The sequence below is a fragment of the Mucilaginibacter sp. KACC 22063 genome (assembly GCF_028736115.1).
In the GTDB taxonomy this organism is placed as follows: domain Bacteria; phylum Bacteroidota; class Bacteroidia; order Sphingobacteriales; family Sphingobacteriaceae; genus Mucilaginibacter.
The window spans coordinates 2,284,981-2,308,738 of record NZ_CP117877.1 but is presented as its reverse complement, the minus strand read 5'-3'; the positions used below and the strand labels follow the sequence as shown (position 1 = coordinate 2,308,738).

Sequence of the window (23,758 nt, the reverse complement as noted above, 5' to 3'; positions counted from 1 at the left end):
GTAAGGGTACATCTCTAACAGAGCGTCTTGGTATTAAAATATTTATATGCAAACTAAGTTCTTATTCAAACTTCTGATCATTATCTGCGCTTTATGCAGTTCAATTTCTGGTTTTTCTCAAAGTAGCTGGCGCGTTGGCTTTGGCCTTAATCCGGGTGTGGCTACCAGTAAAGCGTTCCGTTACACACTTGGTGCTGATGTCCGTGTGCAGAAAAACTTCAGTGACCGCATTGCCGGAACGTTAACTGCCGGCTTTACGCATTTCTTTGAAAAAGATCATTTTGCAGGTTATTCGCAATATGGCAGCCCTTATAATGTGATACCGGTAAAGGCAGGCCTCAAATATTTCGTAGCACCGCAGGTGTATGTAGGTGGCGAGGCTGGTGCAGGTATAGCATTCGAACAATGGGGAACGTCGTTTTTATGGTCGCCTTCTGTTGGTATTGCCCTCCACAATGGATTGGATCTGAGCCTCAAATATGAAGATTATACCAAAAGCCCGGCAACTAAAGACATTGCCTTACGTTTAGCTTATGGCCTTAACGGCCGGAAACTGGCTGTACATCAAAGAAGCAGCCTTAATTCGGGCTGGCATTTAGGTGTAGCACTCACACCGGGTTTAACTACCAGTGCCTTTGAGGATTTTGTAATAGGTGGTGAAGTTAGCCTGAACAGAAATTTAACAAACAATTTAGAGGTCTTCGTGAGCTCCGGATATACTTATTACTCTAAAGGATACATTGGCTATACTATTCTCCAATCTGGCGAGCCGGTTGCCGATTTCACAGGTGAAAGAAAAGGTACCATTCCTGTAAAAGCGGGCTTAAGGCTATACGCCGGCGACCACTTCTATGTAAGCGGAGAAGCAGGGGTTGCATTTGGCACTAACGGCAGAATCAATTTCGTTTATGCGCCTTCGGTGGGCTTTACCTTGAAAAATGGCCTTGACATGGGTATCAGGTATGATAAATATAGCCATGGTAATATGCCGGATGTAATGTCTGCAAAACTAGGCTACCGGTTCAAATTATAGTAAGTTTATTCCATGGTATATACATACTATGAACATCGTTCCTTTAATCAAGGATTAAAGGAACGATGTTTTTAAGTTATAAAAGTAATACACGCTATAGACAGCTTATCTGTACAGAGCTTTTTAATGATTTTTTAAATTCTTTGTTTCGATTCTGACCAGATTTTGCCTGATCAGTTCAGATACTTCAAAAAAAGTATCCAGCTTTTCTTCATTAATTCCTGTTTTTACAAGTTCGTTAACCTGCTGTACTTTCTTCGCAATGTCCGGAATATATTTCCAGGCATCAGGTAAAAGTGTCACATAATGCTGGCGCCTGTCTTCAGGATTTCTCTTTACTTCTACAAGGTTCTGTTCTTCTAACTCAAAAATGATGTTAGTCATTCTCGATTTATCAATCTGTAAAATCGCAGCAAGTTTGTTTTGCATAATGGGTTCTTTCTGCTGCGTTAACACCAGCAACACCTCTAAGTGATGATTTACCGGCAGGGCCGAAAGCTCCTTAGACAGACTTCTGTTATAGAGATGAACAATCTGCCTTAATTTATTTGAAATCAGTTCAATGTTTTCCATAGGTGTTAACTTTTTTGTTTACTGGCATCGTGTTCCGCTTTTGCTTCGGCAATATCGTATTCCAGTTCGGGGTCAATATTTTGCATCTCCATCTTTTTGGCTTTTTCCATCAGCTCTTCGTGATGGGACTTCAGGTACTCCAGTTTCTTTTTACCGTACGATAACCTGGTAAATAGTACAAAAAGCACCGGCACAACAAATATGGACAGGCATGAAGAGGCGATCATGCCACCTAAAACGGTAATACCTATTGTATTACGCGATTCCGCTCCGGCACCGGTAGCCAATACCAAAGGCAACACACCCAGTATAAAGGCCAGCGAAGTCATGATGATGGGCCTCAAACGTAACCTTACCGCCTCCAGGGTAGATCTGACAAGATCTTCCCCCCTATCAACCCGTAATTTCGCAAACTCTACAATCAGGATAGCGTTTTTGGCCGATAAACCAATGAGGGTGATCAGCCCGATCTGTGCGTAAACATTGTTGGTAATAGTGGGCGAAGTCATGAGTGCGACTATTGCCCCAAACGCACTGATTGGTACAGCCAGCATTACAGAAAACGGCACCGACCAGCTTTCATATAATGCCGCTAAGAACAGGAACACGAATATGATAGAGAACATGAAAATGTACACCGTAGTAGATCCTGCTTTGATCTCTTCATAACTTAATCCGGAAAATTCATAAGTATACCCACGCGGCAGATTTTTAACGGCCAGTTGTTTAAGCGCTTCTATGGCCTGCCCGCTGCTGTAACCCGGCGGTATGGACCCATCCACTTCTGCAGAACGAAAAATATTAAAATGCGTGATCAGCGGAGCAGCCACAATTGGCTTGTAGCTAACCACAGCGCTTAAAGGCAGCATTTGCCCTGCCGAATTACGCACATAATATTTATTGATGTTACTTACCAATGCACGGTAAGTGGTATCAGCCTGTACCACAACATGGTAGGTGCGGTTGTATAAAGTAAAGTTATTTACGAAAGAGCTGCCCATATAGGCCTGCACAGTGGTGAAAACGTCTGAGATATTAATGCCAAGCTTTTCACATTTGTCGCGGTCTACATTAAGTTGATAGCTGGGCGTGTGTGCAGAAAAATAACTATATGCACCCGCCGTTGCAGGGTTCTTTTTAGCAGCTGCTACAAAGCGTTTAACCACCTTTTCAAACGTATAAATATCGTCAGTAGAGTTTCCCTGCTCTATTTGCATACTGAAACCGGCAGCCTGGCCTATACCGCGTATAGGTGGCGGCTGCACGATCACCACGTTTGCATTTTTAATACCCGCCTTAGCTATTTTTTTGCGTAATACATTCATTAAGCCTTGAATCCGTGTATCGGGAGTAGTACGGTCATCCCAGGGGGTAAGCATGCAAAACATGGAACCATTGTTTGAATTAGCGCCGCCATTAAGAATATTGAAACCCGATATTGCCGTATAATGGAGTATACCAGGCGTTGAGGCAACAATTTTCATCAGCTTTTGCATCACGTTTACAGATTGTATGGTGGCCGATGCTTCGGGTAACTGGTAAGTGAGGTACAAACGCCCGCCATCTTCTGATGGTACAAAGCCTGAAGGCTTTACTTTGAATAGGAACCACGTAGCTGCACAGATACAAACCAGCATGATAACCACAAACCGTGTGGCTTTGATACTCTTCCTGACGCTGTTTGTGTAACGGGCAGTAATTTTCTCAAATACACGGTTAAAGCCATCGAAGAACCTGTCGAGCAAACCTGTACGTTCACTGGCAGGCTTGCTGGGCTTTAATAATAATGTACAGAGTGCAGGGGTTAACGATAAGGCAATAAATGCTGATAGAATAACTGATATGGCAATAGTAATAGCAAATTGCTGGTACAAACGCCCTACAATGCCCGGTATAAACCCAACCGGAACAAATACCGATGCCAGGATAAGTGCTATGGCGATAACCGGAGCCGATATTTCTTTCATGGCATGGTAAGTAGCCTCTTTTGGAGACATCTGGTGCTCATCGATATAGTGCTGAACGGCTTCAACTACGATAATGGCATCGTCCACCACAATACCTATCGCCAGCACAAAACCAAACATGGTTAATGTATTAATCGTAAAGCCCAGCGGAATAAAGAAGCAGAATGTTGCCAGTATAGAAACCGGGATAGCTAAAATAGGAATGATAGTAGAACGCCAGTTCTGCAAAAACAGGAATACTACAATAGCCACCAGCCCCAATGCTTTTAATAAGGTGCCAACCACCTCATTCATTGAAACTTTGATGATGGTAACCGACTCAAATGGCACCACATAATCAACATCCTTAGGGAATGACTTTTTGAGTTTAGCAAGAGCAGCATACACGTTCTCTGCTGTTTGTAAGGCATTACTGCCAGGTGCCTGGTAAATTTGTATGGTTGAAGCACGGTTACCATCCACAAAGGCATTGCTTGAAAACGTAAACTTACCCAGTTCAACCCGGGCTACATCCTTTAGATGTATCAGTTGCCCAGTGCCGGGAATGGTTTTAACGACAATCTTTTCATAGTCTTTAGCTTTATTCAGCATGCCGTGAACCAACAAGCCCTTCTCAAAAACCTGTGTAGAAGCTTGTGGCGGAGCACCAACTGATCCTGCTGCTACGTAAACGTTTTGAGAGTTTAAGGCCGCAATTACATCAGCAGGTGTTAAGCTATAGGATGCCATTTTATCAGGATTCATCCATATCCGCATACTAAAGTTATCGGTACGCGCACTCACATCGCCTACACCCGGCACCCGCAGAATAGCATCCTCAATAAATGTATTGGTGTAATTATCCAGAAAGGTAATGTTGTGCGTATGCTTTGGGGAGTATATGGCGACCAGCATCAACTGATCGGGGTTACTTGCACGCACCGTTAACCCCAGCTTGCTCACTGCCGATGGTAGTAAAGGCGTGGCAATACCTACCCTATTTTGTACGTTCAAGGCAGCAATATGCACGTTGGTGCCTATTTTAAAAGTGACGCGTACACCCATACCCCCGCTGTTGGTATTGGTACTGGTCATGTATTCCATGCCGGGCGTGCCGTTAATCTGCTCTTCAATAGGTGTGGCCACTGTTTGTTCAACAGTTTGGGCATCAGCACCTGTATATGAGCCATTTACAGATACACTTGGCGGTGATATATTAGGGTATTGGTCAACGGCAAGGTTAAAAAGGCTGATGATACCCGAGATTACCAAAACCAGGGATATCACAATTGCGGTGACCGGTCTTTTGATGAATGTATTCGCTATCATGCTTGATGGTCTTGATGTAACTGCCTTGATTTTTCAATTTCATACTCCAGTTCCGGGTCAATGTTCTGCGCTTCTACCTTTTTGGCTTTTTCTTTCAAATCAGCCTGATGTGCCCTTAAATACGCCAGTTTTTCTTTACCATAAGAAAGGCGGGTGATGACCACAAAAAGCACAGGCACAATAAATATGGCTAAGGTAGATGCAGCCAGCATGCCCCCTAACACGGTATAACCGATAGTGCGGCGGGCTACTGCACCCGCTCCGGTTGCCAGTACCAATGGCAATACGCCTAAGATGAAAGCAAGCGAAGTCATGATAATCGGGCGCAAGCGGAGCCGGACAGCTTCCAGGGTGGATTCGAGCAGGTCTTCGCCCTGGTCAACCCTTACCTTGGCAAACTCCACAATCAGGATGGCGTTTTTTGCGGCAAGGCCTATCAGTGTAATTAAACCGATCTGCGCATAAACGTTGTTAGTGAGATCTGGCACTAAAAATAAGGCAACGATAGCCCCCATGGCGCCAACCGGAACGGCAAGTAATACAGAGAACGGAACCGACCAGCTTTCATATAAAGCCGCCAGGAACAGGAACACGAACGTAATAGAGAAGATGAAGATATAGATCGTTGTGGAGCCGGCCTTAACCTCTTCATAACTTAGTCCCGAAAACTCGTATTCATAACCTTGAGGTAAAACCTGCTTGGCAAGCTGTTGCATCGCTTTAAGTGCATCTGTGCTGCTGTAACCCGGAGCAGCTGAGCCATCAACTTCCGCAGTTCTGAAAATATTAAAGTGCGAGATCAGCGGCGGCGCGTCGACCGGTTTATAACTAATCAGCGTTCCCAAAGGCACCATCGTACCCGCCTGGTTGCGTACATAATATTTATCGACGTTAGATACCAGCTTGCGATAGGCCGTATCTGCCTGAACTACAACGTGGAAAGTGCGGTTGTAAGTGGTAAAGTCGTTTACGTAGAGGCTACCCATGTAAGCCTGTATGGTAGTAAACACATCAGACACATTTACGCCAAGTTTCTCGCACTTTTCACGGTCAACGTTAAGGCTATAGTTAGGCGTGTGCGATGTATAGAATGTAAACGCTTTGGAAATGACCGGATTTTTATTGGCCTGTGCCACAAAATTATCGACCACTTTCTGAAAAGCCTGCGGGTTATCGGTAGTGCTGCGCTGCTCTATCTGCATACTAAAGCCTACCGTAGTACCAATCCCTGGCAATGGAGATGGTTGTATGACCTCCACATTGGCATCCTTTACGCCTGCGTCAGCAATACGCTTTTGTAATACACTGATGATGCCGGGTACTTGTTCGCTGCTTTTCCCACGTTTGTCCCAGGGCTCCAGCTGGCAATAAATGGTGCCGTTATTGGAGTTGCTGGCATTGGTCACCACGTTTAAACCAGACAAGGCCGCATAATGCGCCACACCCGGGGTTGAGCCTACTACCTTCATCAGTTTAGACATTACTTCAACAGATCTGGCTGTGGATGATGCTGCCGGTAGCTGAAAGGTCACATACAGGTTTCCGTCATCCTCTGAAGGGATAAAGCCAGATGGCTTCTGCTGGAAAAGAAAGTAAGTACCCGCACAAATACAAACCAGCAGGATGATGATTAACCGCGAAGCTTTAATACATTTTTTTACGCCTTCGGTATAGCGTTCGGTAATTCGGTCAAACCATTCATTAAATCGCAGGAACAACTTATCAAGCCCCTTAGCCTCTTTTTTTGATGGCGAAGGTTTAAGCAACAAGGTACATAAGGCAGGTGTAAGCGATAGGGCGATAAAAGCAGAGATGATAACCGAGATGGCAATGGTAATGGCAAACTGCTGGTATAAGCTACCCACAATGCCCGGGATAAAGCCGACAGGTACAAACACCGCCGCCAGTATCAGCGCAATGGCAATAACCGGTGCCGATATATCCTTCATGGCGGTGTATGTAGCCTCTTTGGGCGACATTCCGTCATGATCGATATAGTGCTGCACGGCCTCTACCACAATAATGGCATCATCCACCACAATACCAATAGCCAGCACAAAGCCGAACATGGTTAATGTATTGATGGTAAAACCCAGCGGTATAAAAAAGCAGAACGTACCGAATATAGATACCGGAATAGCCAGCACCGGTATTAATGTAGAACGCCAGTTTTGCAGAAACACAAACACCACCACAGCAACCAGGGCCAGTGTTTTTAATAGTGTGCCTACTACATCTTCCATGGAGACTTTAACCACCGTAACAGATTCAAAAGGAACGCTGTACTGCACATCGGGCGGAAAGTTTTGCTTCAGTTTTGCCAGTGCGGCATAAATGCCATTTGCTGTTTCAAGTGCATTGCTACCCGGTGCCTGGTAAATTTGCAGGTAAGATGCCCTGCGACCATCGACAAAAGAGTTGCTTGAAAATGTAAATTTACCCAACTCAACCCTGGCCACATCTTTTAACCTTACCAGTTGCCCTGTACCGGGGATAGTTTTAACAATTACGTTTTCAAACTCCGATACTTTGCTTAAACGCCCGTTTACCAGAATACCCAGCTCGTATGTTTGTGTGGATGCCTGTGGCGGCACGCCGGCTGTACCTGCGGCTACCTGCACATTTTGTGCGTTTAAGGCGGCAATCACATCAGATGGAGTAAGGCTGTAGGATGCCATCTTATCAGGATCCATCCATATGCGCATGCTGAAATCATCCGTAAAACGGTTAATACTGCCAACCCCGGGCACACGCAATAGTGCATCCTGAACAAATATATTGGTGTAGTTATCTAAAAAAGTGATGTTGTGGCTTCCCTTTGGAGCATATATGGCGACCATCATCAGCATGCTCGGATTAACCGCACGTACGGTAAGGCCAAGTCGGCTTACTACAGCGGGTAATAGCGGCGTAGCAATACTTACCCTGTTTTGTACATCCAGCGCAGCAACGTCTATATCCGTTCCTGGTTTAAAGGTAACGTTCAGGCTCATCTGGCCGTTATTTGTACTATTACTTTGCATGTATTCCATGCCAGGGGTTCCGTTTACCTGCTCTTCTATAGGCGTAGCAACAGTTTGTTCAACAGTTTGGGCATCGGCTCCCGTAAACTGCCCATTCACCTGCACAATAGGCGGTGTGATATCAGGATATTGATCTATAGGTAAAACCAATATGCTTACCGTACCGGTAATCACCAATACAATAGATATGACTATTGCTGTTACCGGCCGTTTGATAAAGGTATTTGCAATCATAAGTGTCTTTGTGTAAAAGATTAAAAGTTCTGACTACGACGTTACTATCGGCCACCTCTACCACCTGCGGAAGGAGCCATCTTGTTTGCCGTAGTAATCGGCGATCCGTCATGAAGTAGTTGCACGCCATCTACGATCAAACGTTCACCATCGCTAATACCACTTGTGATGATGGTGTTAGGGCCGATGGTTTCGCCTACCTGAACTTTTTTCTGCTCGGCAACCAGTTTTTTGATCTTGTATTTAGCTGAGTCGGCGCCAGCCTTTGGATTATTCATCAGGCTATCTTTGGCGGTGTACACAAAGTATTCGCCCATTTGCTCAACTACGGCTTTACCCGGCACCAACAGCTGCGGACCGGCTTCCTGGTTATGTACGCGTACCACACAGCTCATGCCTACCCTTAATAGACCATTGCTGTTAGGGAAAACCAGCCTGATAGTAACCGACCCTGTTTGTGCATTTACAGCCCGGTCTATCACAGACATTTTTCCGGTATATGGATAAACTGTATTATCAGGCAGCAGAATGGTAAAAAGCGAATCTACCGGCTGATGCTTCTGTTGCGCAAGGCGCTCAAATTTTGGAAGCTGTTTTTCATTGATCACAAAATCAACAGCCATAGGATTATCTGTAGAAATGGTAGTTAGTATGGTAGAGCCTGTGTTAACAACGTCCCCCAGTTTAACCTGACTGAAGCCTATGGTGCCATCAAAAGGCGCATAAACAGTCGCATAATTTAAGTTAGTTCGTGCTGATTTTACAGTTTGTTCAGCAGCCTTTACCTGCGCCTGTGCATTTTGCAGCGTAATTACGGCATGGTCATACAACTGCTTTGCAACCGCATTGTACTTATTCAGATAATCATAGCGGTCTGCATCTTGTTTAGCTTGGGCAAGGGTTCCTTGTGATACTTTATAGTTGGCAATAGCGGCATCGTAATTATCCTGATAGATGCGCTTATCAATTTCAAAAAGTTTTTGCCCTTTCTTTACATGGGTGCCTTCTTTAAAATATATACCGGTAATGGCTCCCTGAACTTGCGGCAAAAGATTAACCTGGCTAAGTGCGGCAGTAGTTGAGGGATAGTTATCATAATACAATACTTTACGTGCGTTTACCTTTATAATATTAACCGGTATATCCTGGTTAGCAGGCTTCTCTTTTTTGTGGCATGCACTTAAAATAAGAACAGCTATAAAAACGGGGATCAATGATTGCTTATTCATCGTAATAGTTTTAATCGTTAATAGGTGATTTCTCCCATCGCTTTCTCAAGATCTATCTTGCTCGATAGCAATTGGAATAAGGAGTTAGTGTAATTGATTTCTGCGGTAATTAGGTTTGATTCGGCAGTTATGACATTTAGATAAGCCACAACACCCTGCTTATATTGCAGGTTTACTACAAAGTATACCCGCCGGGCCATAGCGACATTCTTTTGCTGTACCCGGAAACTGTATAGGTTACTTTTATAATTTGCCAGTGCCGTAGTGTACTCTTTATAGATTTGCAGCTTCAGGTCAGTCTCGTTCCAGTTAATCAGTTCTTGCTGCAGTTTGGCTTTATGTAGGTTGTGCAAACGGGCAAAACCTGTAAATATCGGTATGCTGACAGACAGGCCTACCAGCGAGCTTGGGTTGGATCTGGATAGCAGGTTTGAAAGCGTATTGTTGCCATATTGAAGGCTGTAATTAAAAAAGCCGGATAACGTTGGCAGATACGAGTATTTGTAATAACCGGTAAGCTTACTTTGCAGGTCCTTCTGCGTTTGTAGCTGTTGATATTCAATGCGTTTTTCATAGGCCAACCTGCGGGTAGTATCGATACGGATATCATTCATCATTTGAGTTGTATCAATACTTACATTAAACTGCTTTTCGGATTCATAACCCATTAATTGTTTTAATGCGGCATATTGCGGTATAATGTTTTCGTTAGCCTGTTTAAGCTGCGCAACAGAGTTGTTCAGAGAAATACCGGCTTGCAGGTAATCCGTTTCATCAACTATACCGCCTTTATACTGATGATAAGTATCACGTAATGTGCGGCCAAGGCGTGCGGTATCCTCTTTCAGTACGTTAATTTGCTCAAGGGTAAGCAATACATTATAAAATGATTTGCTCACTGCCGATACAACGTAAATCTTTGTACTGTCGGTAACCTGGTTGGCTTGTTTAACCAGTAGTGGGGCTGTTTTGGCAGCATAGATCAGATTAGGGCTTACAATAGCCTGTGAAACTGCAAGTTCGGGGATAAACGTATTGACGTAGCTCGTACGCACATTACCCGTGTTCCCGGCATTACCGCTACCGGTGGTTGATCCGGCATTGGTGCCAATGCCAGTGGATATATTGCCGCTTGACTGTTGCAGGTAATGGATAAAATTACCATTGGTATTTACCTGTGGCAGCCAAGCCGACAAATTGATCGAGTTATTGGTTTTAGCAATATCTGTATTGATCAGTGCTTTGTTAAGCCCGGGTTGATGGGTAAGTGCATAATCTATACACTGCCTCAGCGTTAAGAACGGTCCGGGATTTTTAGTCGAGTCAGGAACGGGTAAAATAGGGAATCCTAATTTAGAAGTATCCGGCATAGGGTCTTTAGGAGGCACAAAACTGCTGGACTTTTTTTTCTGCGCGGTGGCAGTTAAGCATAAGCAGCATGTTAAAGCAGTTACAAGAAACGCATGCAAACCGCTTAACTTGAAAAACTTATTTTTCATTTGTTAAGGATATAAGCTTGAATTATAGAGGGTGTATACATACTTACCCTACCATCAGAAATTGACGGTGATAAGCCGGTATCAAACCCTGAAATAAATTACATGTACCAAAAAATGGCGTGGAAAGTCATAGTCGAATACGGCTGCCGCAAAAAAGCATCCCTATTCAATGTAATTAAGCTAATACGAAGATCAAATTCTGAGTGTGCGTAACGTAAGGTACGCATGAGGAGTAATGATATAAACTGGTCTTAACCGCCTTGTTGACGTTGCAACAGGTTTAAGCAGGTAAAGACAGCTAAAAACAAGTGAAAGAAACAACACACAAGCTTCTAATTTGGGAACAATTACTTTTCGCTTATTCTCGAATGTAGAACGGAGACCGCCATGATGTATAGAATTTCCGTTTGTAGTGCTGTGATTCTTATGGATAAACTCGCTACCAACAGAAGTTGAGAACAGTACTTTATGTAAGTTAGGCAGGTAAGCAATGTGCGTTAACGCAACAAAAAAATACACAAGTACAATTGTCATAATTGTACATTGTTGTATTGTATTTCTTTGTCTTTTCACAATTCGGGCGTTTGTTAATGTTGACAAACAAATATACAACGGTTTAACGGTTGTTGTTTGTAACTGTTCAGATACAAAACCGTTGTTATATAATTGATCATAAAAGCAAGTGCTTATAAACGGAAAATGCAAAAAAGTAATCCTTGTTACTTAATAACATTTCCACTACTGGCGTTTTCCTTCATCATTAATGCTTTATTACCAGAATATATCATTACTTGGAATCATTTTTCATTTTTTACCATTTTATTTCAGGAATATTTAAAGATTATGATTGTTCTATATAATTTATTTTAGATAAATCATGTGAATTTTAGTTAATGTGATATATTTTTTGATATAAAATTATCCTACATCGAAATAATCCGAAAAAACCTGTTATTAAGATGAATTTTTCATTAAAAAGCTGATTTTATTACTAATTTGCCATGATTTATTTTACTTAATTAAACTATTGGCAAATGAAAAAGATTTTACTTATCCTTTTTGCATTCAATCTCTTTGCTATTCAATATGCAATAGCCCAAAGCCGTAAAATTTCCGGAATTGTTATCAGCGCTGATGATGGCTTACCAATCCCAGGAGTATCTGTTGTGATACAGGGAACTAAACAAGGCGTACTTACATCGGGTGATGGTTCCTTTACCATTAATGCAGCAACCGGAAAAATCCTGGTTTTTACCTCGGTTGGTTTTGCACCGCAGCAAGTAACTATACCTTCAGGTGCATTCCCCTCAGTAAAAATGAAGTCAGATACGCGCATGCTTTCAGAAATTGTAATTAAAGATGCGTATGGCTCCCAATCTAAAAAATCATATACTGGTGCAGCGAGCGTAGCTTCAGGTGCTGCAAATGAGAACAAGCCGTTTTCTACCTTCCAACAAGCGTTACAAGGCCAGATACCAGGCGTTAACGTCCAGATCAACAGCGGCCAGCCTGGTGCGCTTAATCAGGTACGTATTCGTGGTATAAACTCCATCAGTAGTCTGGCTGCTGCACAGCCGCTATACGTCATTGACGGTATGATCGTCAATGGTGGCAGCGACCTTACGCAAAGAGGCGGTGCAACACTAAGCCCTTTAGCTGGTATTAATAATAATGATATAGAAAACATTACTGTTTTGAAGGATGCTGCAGCAACCGCTATATATGGTTCGCGTGGATCAAACGGTGTAATTGTGATTAACACTAAAAGAGGAAAATCGGGTAAAACCGTTGTTCGTTTTGACGCAGAAACCGGTGTAAGTTCAAACTTATCGCTGCCTGACGCAGGAAAGCCCTTAACACCAGATCAATACCGCTCCATGTTTAATGAAGCTTTTTCAAACGCTGGTTATACCGATGCGCAAATTGCTACTTTAGATAACACTTATGCACTAAACAGCCAGGGCAATAACTGGTATGATTTAGTGACCAAAAGAGGAAGCCAGCAACAATACAACGTTTCACTAAGTGGTGGTAACGAAAAAACAAGAATATTCTCATCTGTTGGCTATTTTAAGCAAGATGCTACTGTATTAAAATCTTATATGAACAGGGTATCAGGTACACTTAATGTAGATCATACTATTAATAGCCGTTTTTCTGTTTCTACTAACTTAAATATATCCAGCATTAAGCAAAATGCGCCATTGCAAGGCAGTGCTTATTACAGCAGCCCACTTGCATCTGCCTATTTTTTAAGACCATTTCAACTGGGTTATAATGCTGACGGAAGCATCAACTCTTCTGTAACCGGAAATGGTAATTTCCCAACTTCTTCAAACTCTAACCCGCTTTACATTGCCGAGCATGATCAAAGGGGAATTAACAATTTAAGGTTATTAGGTGCAGAAACCATTCATTGGAACATCTGGGATCAGTTAAAATATACAGGTTACGCAAGTATTGATTACCAGACCAACGAAGAAACCAGTTTTTTAAATGCACAGATGGGTGATGCCCGTAGCTTAAGCGGCTCCGGAACCAGCCAGTATGGAAGGTACTTTAACTGGCTGGTGCGCAATCAGTTAGACTATCGTTATAATGTACCCGGAATACAGGATTTTTATGCTGATGCAACGGTAGGTTACGAAGCTCAAAGATCAACCAGCTATTTTAATACTGCTTACGCAACAGGCTATCCGCTTACCCAGCCCACTTTAACAGCTGTTGCAAACGCCGCAACCCCAACCACTGCTTCTCAAAACATGTCTAATTATACTTTTGATGCCATTTATTCAAGAGTAGGTATCAATTATCAAAACCGATATTCATTAAGCGGATCATACCGGCGTGACGGTGGTTCGAGGTTTGGAACCAATAACCAGTATGGTAACTTTTACTCTGTTGGTGGTGCCTGGAATATTGACGGAGAAAGCTTTTTCCAGAAACAACACATACTCACAACAGCAAAAATCAGGTCATCATACGGTACCACAGGTAACGCTAATGTACTGGGCAACTACCAGTGGCGCCCAACAGCAGGATATGGCTTTAACTACAATTTAGCTAACGGACAGGCTTATAATACGGTAGGTAACCGTAACTTAACCTGGGAGTCTTCCAAAAAGTTGGACATTGGTATAGATTTCGGCTTTTTGAATGACCGTTTAGTATTCAACGTTGATTACTACAAAAATGATGTTGACGGCCTTATCCAGATCGTGAACGTACCTTGGGAAACCGGCTTCAGTGGTACCCAAAGCGGCCAAGCCCAAAACGTCGGTGCTTTGCAAAATAAAGGTTGGGAATTTGCGCTTAAAGGCGTACCCTTTAAGACTAAAGATTTTGTATGGAACGTTAACCTGAACGCTGCTTATAATGCTAATCGCATGACCAAGCTGGCTCAAAACAACCAGGCTAATGGCAGTTTCTGGTTAGCAAACAATTATTCCTATTACACCTATTATACCCGCATTTATGCTGGTGTAGATCCTGCTAATGGTAACGCGCTATGGTACGCTGATGCAGACCGTACAAAAACCACTACTAATTACAGCGCCGCAGCACGTGTACCTTATGGCCACGCAGACCCTAAAATTACCAGTGGCTTCAGCAATAGCTTTACCTATAAAGGCATCAATTTAACAGTTGATTTTTACGGCAATTTTGGTAACCGTATCAGTGACAGCTGGTCTTACTATCTTAATGATGGTACGTATATTACAGGTGCCAATAAATACCAGTATACCTGGCTAAACCGATGGACAACACCTGGACAGGTTACCGATGTTCCGAAAAATGTTTATGGTGGTGGTTCTTCATCAAGCTCATCAAGTTTTTCATCACGCTTCTTGTACTACGGCGATTATATCCGCCTGAAGAACGTTTCATTAGGATATGATTTCAAGGATCTTGCTTTTATTAAAAATGCAGGGATCAGCAAATTGTACTTATATGCGCGGGGTACAAACTTATGGACAAAAACTTATGATAAACGCTTACCGTTTGATCCCGAAGTGCCTATCAACGGATTCAATACCGAAGATATTCCACAAATCAGAACGATTACAATCGGTTTAAATGTTGGCTTTTAATTAAGAACAAAATGAAATTTAATAAAATCACCTATATACTTTTGGGTTTGGCAACTGTAATGACAGCTTGCAAAAAAAGTTTCCTTGACGAAGAACCCAGTACATCTGTAACTGTAACAGAGTCCATAAAAACCACTAATGACCTGGCCGATGCTGTTAATGGTATGTATAACGTAATGAAAGCCACAACGCTTTTCGGACGTGATATACCAGTATTGGGCGATCTTCTTGCTGATAATACCTATGTTAACGTTTCAAACTCGGGACGTTACTTACTGGAAAATAACTATCAGTTCATACCCACAACTGCCGAACCAGCTAACATCTACTCAAGGGCCTATTATTCCATATTACAGGCAAACCGGATTATTTATGAAGGCAAGAAGCTTCCGGCTACAAGTGACAATAATCAATTGATAGGCGAAGCTTATGCATCAAGGGGTTTAATCTACCTGGAATTGGTTAACTGGTTTGGCGCACCATATACGGTAAACCCCAATGCCAGCGCTGTTCCTGTTATTACCCAACCGTCATACGCAACCGGTTTCGACATTAAACTGCCGAGAGCTACTGTTACTGCTGTATACAATCAGATTATCAGTGATCTGGATAGTGCCTATACACTTATGCCTGAAGCGGGAACATCTTTCCATGCAACCAATTCTGATTATATTGCAAAGTATGCTACCAAAGCTATCGAGGCAAGGGCTTATTTATATAAAGGCGACTATACGAATGCCCTTACCGCAGCACAGCTTGTTGTTGATAAAGGAGGATATAGCCTTGCTCAAAATGCAACTACGTTTTCAGGTTATTGGTCTAACCCGGCTGCACAAACCGGCAAGCTGGAAACAATTTTTGAATTAAACCAAAATGCATCAAGCAACTTAGGTAACACCGGCTTAGATGCCATTTTTTCTCAGGCTGGCTACGGCGATATTCAGGCAACTGACGATCTATATAAAGCTTATACTGCCACAGACTTAAGGAGAACCCTGATTGTAAACGGTACAAGAGGCGGTCAGCAGGCATGGATTATCAATAAGTTTCCGAACTATTCAAATACAGATAAAGACGAAACAAAAATCATCCGCTATGCCGAGGTTATTCTGACGCTGGCTGAAGCTGCTGCCCGTACAAACGACCAGGCAAAGGCGCTCACTTATTTAAACCAGTTGGCTAAGCTTCGTGATCCGTCATTTGCCGGTTACACCTCTACCGGTGCACAGCTTATTACCGATATTTTGAATGAGCGAAGAAAAGAACTGGCGTTTGAAGGATTACGTTTCTTTGATTTTACCCGTTTAAACATGGTGATCAACCGCCCTAAACAAGCGTACGGTTATGTTTCATATCCAACAGTTTCATTGACTGATTTCCGCAGAATACTTCCTATTCCGCAATCAGCAATTGATGCAAATAGTAACCTAACTCAAAATCCGGGTTATTAAAAATCTTATTAGTTCAGAAGTTACCCAAGATGGCCGGAGGATAATATCTTCCGGCCATCTTGCTTTTTAGTGCGATGTAAGCTAAAACAAAATAATGCTCAGGTGTTTCAAAAGCTTACGCATTTTGTCGAGGGCAATGCTGATCTGCCGCTCAACCGTTTTCGGTGAAAGGTTAAGTTCTTCAGCAATTTCTTTATACTTCTTATTTCCGAAACGGCTCATCACAAATATTTCTCGGCATTTTTCGGGCAAAGCATCAAGCGCAGTTGTAATCTGGCGGCTCATCTCTTTTTCAAAATAGCGGCTTTCTGTAGTTTCTATGATCTCATTAAGCAGATGATTCCTTTCCAGGTAACTTACATACAGATTCTCAATTTTCTTATGCTTTAAATGGTTTAGGCAACGATTTTGCACCGCTTTAAAAAGATAACTGCTTAGTGTTCCGGTAAAATTTATTTCGTGTCCTTTTTCCCATAAAACAGCAAAAACATCACAAACAATTTCCTCTGAAACGTCCAGGTCGTTTACAAAACGGTTGGCAAATAAAATCAGTTTACGGTAGTAAATTTTAAATAAAGACTCAAATGCCGCTTTATCATAAGCAGTAAGTTTATTTACAAACAGATCTTTTTCGGCAGGCATCAAGTCTGAATTTCTCTAAAGGAAATGAATTTGAAAACAAGATAATTATAATCTTGATAATTGCATAATTAACATAGATCTCATTATAAATTTATAAAGGCCTCAATGCTATAACAAATATTTAAAAAAGTTTGAGGGAAACCCCGCTTTCAGTTGTCTTTAATATATACACATGAGTAAAGACGACATTAATCTGTTATTAACAAGGTACATTACCAACCAGGCTTCAGATAAAGAGATACAGGAAGTTAAGGAGTGGCTTGCCCTTCACCCCGAAAACGAATTGTATTTTATTGAGATGTATGAAGCATGGCAGAATATGTTGTATACCAATGAGAACATTGTTGATGAAGATGCCGCTTTTGATAAATTGAACAACAGGCTTTTCAACAAAAAGACTTATTCTAAAACATGGCTTTACATTGCGGCGTCATTAATCATTATCGCCTCTGCCGCTATCATTTTATATCCAAGACAACTTGTTTCACAGCGAAACACCATTGCTGCAGGTAAAGGAGTTATTAAAAAGTTTATATTAAAAGACGGCACGCAGGTATGGCTGAATGCGGGTTCTGTAATGGAATACGACAGCGGCTTTGGCATCACCAACAGAAATGTTAACCTAAAAGGCGAAGCGCTTTTTGATATTGGCCACCGTATTAAAAACTTGCCATTCATCATTAAAGCTAAAAATTATATCATCAGAGATATTGGTACCCGTTTTAATATAAAAGCCTATCCGGGAGATAAAAACCTGGAAGCGGTAGTTTTACAGGGAGAAATTGCTGTTGAAGATAATGCCGGCACAACTGGTGAAGGTAACAGGATATATGTAAAGAAACATCAGCTACTTAAGATCAACGGCCAGTTAAAAAACGAGAACAAACCCGATCAAATAAGTGATGCCACATATAATAAACTTAATGATGTGCAGATCATGCAGATCGATTCATCACAGACATACATATATGAAGGCTGGAAAGATGATCATTTAGTTTTTGAGGATATCTCATTCGCTGAAATGGCTAAGGTATTGGAAAGAAGATACAACGTTAATATCACATTTAATAGCCAGGACTTAAAGGACATCCGTTACTCGGGATCTTTTAGAGGTATACCAAACATTGAAAAAGTGCTGGCCATTATCAGGCAAAACACCCCTATTAACTATCAAATTCAAAACAATAATATTTTATTAACCAAGGTTGAACACTAAGTTAAACGAGGCTTATGAAAGAAAAATAATTACTACTGCATGAAAAAAGCCCGGAATGCAGGAACATACCGGGCAACAAATCTTATTAATAGCTAATACCCGACGCTTGGGGAAGCACTGTATTAACTAATAACACCACAAATCTATGATTAATTTCTATAGGAGGCATTGTATTGCCCTTACCTACTGGCAAAAAACGCTCAGAATCATGAAGCTTGCTACAATTTTGCTCTTTGTTGCAGTAATGCAGATACATGCAACTGCTTACTCTCAGAAAACATTTAGCTTCAACGAACATGAAGTAACTGTAAAGCAGATGTTTAATAAGATTGAGCAAAACTCAAAGTATACCATATTTTACAGGCTTGATCAGGTTAAAACCAACCAAAAAGTTGACGTTGACCTTAAAGACGTTGATATTGAATCAGTAATGAAAGCCGTGCTGCAAAACCAGCCGCTTGATTTTCAACTGGTGGATAATATGATTGTCATTAAGCCTGTGAATATTAATGTTACAGCACAAACCACCACCGGTACGGTTACAGATGCTACAAACGCACCGTTACCGGGCGTTACAGTAAAGCTTAAAGGCACTAATATAGCAACCACCACAAACGGACAGGGTAAATATAGCTTAAACATACCAGATGCCCAGGGAACGCTTGTATTTTCATTTCTTGGTTACGCTACACAGGAAATAGCCATTGGCGGCAGAAGTGTGATAGACGTAAAAATGAGCGAAGCGATAAAGGGTTTGAATGAAGTTGTAGTGGTGGGTTATGCAACGCAGAAGAAAAGAGACCTTACCGGAGCCGTTGCCGTAGTTGATGTTGCCAACCTTAACAAAACACCAACATCTTCAGTAAACACACAATTACAGGGACAGGCATCAGGCGTTACGGTAATCGGATCGGGCCAGCCAGGGGCTGAGCCACAGGTTAGAATCAGGGGGTTTAACACCTTTGGCAATAATTCGCCGCTATATGTGGTAGATGGTATACCTACGCAGGATGTAAGTACCATTAACCCTAATGATGTAGAAACCTTTCAGATACTGAAAGATGCCAGTTCAGCTTCTATCTATGGTTCACGTGCCTCTAACGGTGTAATTATTATCACAACCAAAAAAGGTAAAGGCAAAGTAACCATTCAATACGATGCTTATTATGGAAGGCAGGTACCCAAAGGCGGCAACGTTTGGAATACGTTAAACCCGCAGGAAATGGCTAACCTTAAAAGGATAGCACAAACCAATTCGGGTATCACAAATTTTGATGATCCGCAGTATGGCGACGGTCCTACCTATGTACTACCAGATTATATTGCCCCAGCGGGTGCACATGCAGGTGACGCTTCTGTAGATCCATCTCTTTACTATATCAATCCTTATTATACCTCGGCAGACGATTACAATTCATTCTATCGTATCGTTAAAGCCAACAAAACAGGCACCGACTGGTACCATGCCATATTTAAAACAGCGCCAATGACCAGCCACAATCTTGCTATAAGCGGTGGCGGTGAACAGGGCAGCTATTTATTTTCTTTAAATTATTATAACCAGCAGGGTACCCTGATTGATACTTATGAAAAAAGGTATACTATACGCTCAAACAGCACTTATAACTTCAACAAAAACATCCGCATAGGCGAAAACCTGGCTTATTCTATTACACAAAATCCGCAGGTATCCACTAACAATCCGGATGCGGTAATTACTATGGCTATCCGTGAGCAGCCAATCATCCCGGTTCACGATATCTTTGGCAACTATGCCGGCAGCTACGGCACCGGACTGGGGGATGCCAATAATCCGGTGGCTATACAGGAGCGTTCGCGCACTAACCGTTCTAATTTTTATCGCTTATTTGGTAACGTATTTGCTGAAGCCGACTTTTTGAAGGACTTTACCATCCGTACCAATTTTGGTGGCGAAACCGCTTCTGGCATTTCCAGCTACTTCACCTACCCTACTTATGAAAACGCTGAAAATTCGATCACCAATGGTTACAATGAGGACAGCTACAGTAACTATAACTTTACCTGGACTAATACCTTAGCATGGCATAAAAAAATAGCCAAACATGACATCCGTGCAGTTGTGGGCACCGAAGCTAACGAAGAACACTCAAGTGTATTAGGGGGCAGCCGTAAAAATTACTACAGCTTCGATCCCGACTATGTAGATCTTTCAACCGGCGATGCTTCAACGGCATCCAACTATAGCAATCGCAATGTTACTTCACTGTTCTCTGAATTTGCACGGTTGGATTATACATTTGATGATAAATACCTGTTTAACGCCACAATAAGGCGCGATGGTTCATCCCGGTTTTCAACCAAGTATCAATATGGCTGGTTCCCGGCATTTAGTGCAGGCTGGCGCATATCACAAGAGTCGTTCCTGAAAAAGGCCGCATGGTTAACAGACCTGAAACTTAGGGGCGGTTACGGCATTATGGGTAATCAGCTGAATGTTGATCCGGCCAACCGCTTTGCAGCTTTTAGTTCTGATATAGGCCAGTCTTACTATAACCTCAATGGCACCAATTCGGTTATTCCTGGATTTTACCAGTCAAGAATAGCCAATCCTAACGCTCGCTGGGAAAAAGATGCCAATAGCAACTTTGGTTTCGACGCCTCTTTCTTTGGCGATATGCTACAGGTAACGGCTGACTATTACCGAAAAGACATACGTGACCTATTATTTGCGGCCGAACTGCTTGGCACCAATGGTAATGGCGCTGCACCGGCTGTAAATATTGCACGCATGAGGACTGACGGTATTGATGCATCGGTAACCGGAAACTTTAAAATTCAAAAGGATTTCAGGATCAATGCGACCTTAACTTTTACCAGCTATAACAATAAGATACTAAAGCTGAGCGATAATGCTACTTACTTCGATTCTGATATCTCGAGAAGATTCGACAATACATTTGTACGCAACCAGGTTGGCCACGCCATCGGTGAGTTTTATGGATACAAGATTGTTGGTTTCTGGAATAGCCAGTCGGAAATTGATGCAGCTAACGCAGGTGCACAAAAAGCGAGTGGCGACCCTAATGCGGTTTACCAGACAGATACCAAAGTTGGCCGTTTCCGTTATCAGGATACCAATGGCGACGGTAAAATTACAGATGCCGACCGTACCTTCCTGGGCAACCCAAGCCCTAAGTTTAATACAGGTTTAAACCTGGGTGCAGTTTACAAAAACTTCGATTTCAATATTTTGCTGTATGCCACAGTTGGCAATAAGGTTTGGAACAACGTAAAATACTGGCGCGATTTCTATTCGTCGTTTGAAACGGCAAAAAGCAGCACTGCGCTATATGATTCATGGACACCTCAAAACCATAACGCCAAAGCGCCGATTCAGGAGCTTGATGCTTCTTTCAGCAGCGGCTCGGTTCCTAACTCTTACTTTGTTGAAAATGGCTCGTACCTGCGTGCAAGAAATGCACAGCTGGGGTACACCTTTGCTGCAAAGGCGCTGAATCGCATCGGGGTTAAAAAGCTAAGGGTTTACGTGTCTGCCACTAACCTGTTCACCATTACCGGATACTCGGGTATTGACCCTGAGCTAAATGGCGGTGTAACCAATTTTGGTATCGATGAGGGTACTTATGCTACGCCGCGTACTTACCTGTTGGGTGTTAATCTTTCATTATAACCTTATATAAATGCTTACAATGAAAACAAAAATATTTATTTCGCTAAGTGTAGTTGGTTTAATGTCACTTAGTGCCTGTAAGAAATCATATCTGGAAAAAAACCTTACCGGATCGCTCGAAACACAATTATTAGACACCAAAGATGGTGTAAACGGCTTACTTGTGGGTGCCTACGCTGCACTCGACGGGCAACAGGGCGGCGACGCTGCCATTGGCGGCGGCGGCGCATGGGAAGCCTCGCCGGATAACTGGATTTATGGTGGTGTTGCGGGCGGCGATGCCTCAAAAGGAAGCGTAGCGGGAGACCAAACGCCGATTGAACCTATTATGAAATTTACCAGTGATGCCAGCAATGGCTTTTTCAACAGTAAATGGAAAGCTGATTATGAAGGTATATCACGTACTAATAATATTTTAAAGGCCGTAGCCAAGGTGAGCAGTTTCACTGATGCTGAAAGGAAAAACATCATTGGCCAGGCACGTTTCTTAAGGGCGCATTATTATTTCGATTTGAAGAAGATGTTTAATAAGGTGCCTTATATCGACGAAACAACAACAAACTTCAATCAGCCTAATAACACAGATATATGGCCTAAGATAGAACAGGATTTTATGTACGCCTATGAAAATTTACCTACAACACAATCCAGTGTTGGCCAGGTAAACAAGTGGGCAGCAGCAGCATATCTTGCCAAAACTTATTTGTATGAGCATAAGTATACCGATGCAAAGCCTTTGTTTGATGCAGTTATCAGCCAGGGAGTGACATCGGGCGGATTAAAATACCAGCTAAACAAAAACTTTGACGACAACTTCAGGCCCGAAACTAAAAACAGTTCAGAGTCTGTATTTGCCGTTCAAATGGCTGCCAATGTTGACCCCAACGGGCCTTCAAACGCCAACAACGGGGATATGCTTAACTTCCCTTACGGCAATAGCAGCCCTTTTAGCTGCTGCGGTTTTTATCAGCCTTCTGTTGATCTGGTTAACCATTACAGAACCAACCCAGCAACCGGGCTTCCGTATCTCGATAATTATAACACCTATGCAATAAAGAACGACATTAATGTTGCATCAAGTGATGATTTTGATCCGGATGAAGGCACGATTGACCCGCGCCTTGACTGGACAGTTGGCCGCAGGGGTATTCCTTACCTTGACTGGGGCATTCACCCGGGTGCCGACTGGATCCGCGACCAGGATTATGGCGGACCATATTCGCCGATCAAGAACGTTTACTGGCAAGCTACACAAAACACTTATGGCGATAACCACTCCTGGGCACCGGGGTCAGCCAATAATTACGATGTGATCCGTTTTGCAGACGTTTTATTAATGGCTGCAGAGGTTGAAGCACAAACAGGTAATGTTGGCCAGGCAGAAATGTATGTAAACATGGTACGCAACCGTGCCGCCAACCCGGACGGATGGGTACATACCTATAAAGATGAAAATAAACCTACTGCCGGATTTACAGATGAACCTGCAGCCAATTATCTGATCAGCCCTTACCCTACCGGCACATTTGCAGCTGGCGGAAAAGATTTTGCATTAAAAGCCATTTATTACGAGCGTAAACTGGAACTGGCTATGGAAGGGCACCGCTTTTTCGATCTTGTAAGATGGGGAACTGCCGAGCAGGAACTTAATGCTTACTTCCAATATCAAAGCACCATTACCAATGATGTAAAAGGTGGACATTACGTAAAAGGCAAAAACGACTACTACCCTATCCCGCAAAGGCAAATTGACTTAAGTGCAGTTAGCGGAGCAGCAGTATTAAAACAAAATCCCGGCTATAATTAAGCGATAAAGATC

General features: G+C 42.5%; 13 protein-coding genes. 6 read left to right on the top strand and 7 right to left on the bottom strand.

Annotated features, from left to right (window positions below):
- Positions 1-46: 46 nt before the first annotated feature.
- The gene (locus PQ461_RS09890; protein WP_274303820.1) at positions 47-1,033 is read left to right on the top strand and encodes a hypothetical protein; all 987 of its coding nucleotides are present in this window, start codon (positions 47-49) and stop codon (positions 1,031-1,033) included.
- Between the two features lie 123 nt (positions 1,034-1,156).
- Here PQ461_RS09890 and PQ461_RS09885 read toward each other — a convergent pair whose 3' ends face one another.
- The 6 genes from PQ461_RS09885 to PQ461_RS09860 form a co-directional block, all read right to left on the bottom strand.
- Positions 1,157-1,606 (bottom strand): MarR family winged helix-turn-helix transcriptional regulator, encoded by a 450-nt coding sequence (locus PQ461_RS09885; RefSeq protein ID WP_274303819.1) that lies wholly within the window; start codon positions 1,604-1,606, stop codon positions 1,157-1,159.
- Positions 1,607-1,611: 5 nt separating this feature from the next.
- Positions 1,612-4,881 carry an efflux RND transporter permease subunit gene (locus tag PQ461_RS09880; RefSeq protein ID WP_274303818.1) on the bottom strand — a complete coding sequence of 1,090 codons (3,270 nt, stop codon included), beginning with the start codon at positions 4,879-4,881 and terminating at the stop codon, positions 1,612-1,614.
- The gene (locus PQ461_RS09875) at positions 4,878-8,138 is read right to left on the bottom strand and encodes an efflux RND transporter permease subunit (protein ID WP_274303816.1); all 3,261 of its coding nucleotides are present in this window, start codon (positions 8,136-8,138) and stop codon (positions 4,878-4,880) included. Before PQ461_RS09875 ends, PQ461_RS09880 begins: the two co-directional genes overlap by 4 nt.
- Positions 8,139-8,182: 44 nt before the next feature.
- On the bottom strand, positions 8,183-9,367 hold the full coding sequence (locus tag PQ461_RS09870) for an efflux RND transporter periplasmic adaptor subunit (RefSeq protein WP_274303813.1): 1,185 nt from the start codon (positions 9,365-9,367) through the stop codon (positions 8,183-8,185).
- 17 nt (positions 9,368-9,384) lie between these two features.
- Entirely contained in the window at positions 9,385-10,866 is a 1,482-nt protein-coding gene (locus PQ461_RS09865) for a TolC family protein (RefSeq protein ID WP_274303810.1), read from the bottom strand.
- Between the two features lie 192 nt (positions 10,867-11,058).
- A complete protein-coding gene (locus PQ461_RS09860; protein ID WP_274303807.1) occupies positions 11,059-11,400 on the bottom strand; it encodes a hypothetical protein in 342 nt (113 codons plus the stop codon).
- A 500-nt stretch (positions 11,401-11,900) separates the two neighbouring features.
- Here PQ461_RS09860 and PQ461_RS09855 point away from each other — a divergent pair, with 500 nt between their 5' ends.
- Both PQ461_RS09855 and PQ461_RS09850 read left to right on the top strand, forming a co-directional pair.
- A complete protein-coding gene (locus tag PQ461_RS09855) occupies positions 11,901-14,957 on the top strand; it encodes a SusC/RagA family TonB-linked outer membrane protein (RefSeq protein ID WP_274303805.1) in 3,057 nt (1,018 codons plus the stop codon).
- 11 nt (positions 14,958-14,968) lie between these two features.
- Complete coding sequence (locus PQ461_RS09850) at positions 14,969-16,408, top strand: RagB/SusD family nutrient uptake outer membrane protein (protein ID WP_274303803.1); 1,440 nt, start codon at positions 14,969-14,971, stop codon at positions 16,406-16,408.
- 81 nt (positions 16,409-16,489) lie between these two features.
- On the opposite strand, the gene PQ461_RS09845 is transcribed toward PQ461_RS09850, so the two are convergent.
- A complete protein-coding gene (locus PQ461_RS09845) occupies positions 16,490-17,050 on the bottom strand; it encodes an RNA polymerase sigma-70 factor (protein WP_274303802.1) in 561 nt (186 codons plus the stop codon).
- A 172-nt stretch (positions 17,051-17,222) separates the two neighbouring features.
- Here PQ461_RS09845 and PQ461_RS09840 point away from each other — a divergent pair, with 172 nt between their 5' ends.
- The 3 genes from PQ461_RS09840 to PQ461_RS09830 all read left to right on the top strand — a co-directional run bounded on the left by PQ461_RS09840 (position 17,223) and on the right by PQ461_RS09830 (position 23,746).
- Positions 17,223-18,266, top strand: coding sequence for a FecR family protein (locus PQ461_RS09840; protein ID WP_274303799.1), 1,044 nt, complete (start codon positions 17,223-17,225; stop codon positions 18,264-18,266).
- Between the two features lie 208 nt (positions 18,267-18,474).
- A complete protein-coding gene (locus tag PQ461_RS09835; protein WP_274303796.1) occupies positions 18,475-21,939 on the top strand; it encodes a TonB-dependent receptor in 3,465 nt (1,154 codons plus the stop codon).
- A gap of 19 nt (positions 21,940-21,958) precedes the next feature.
- Positions 21,959-23,746 (top strand): RagB/SusD family nutrient uptake outer membrane protein, encoded by a 1,788-nt coding sequence (locus tag PQ461_RS09830; RefSeq protein WP_274303795.1) that lies wholly within the window; start codon positions 21,959-21,961, stop codon positions 23,744-23,746.
- Positions 23,747-23,758: the final 12 nt, after the last annotated feature.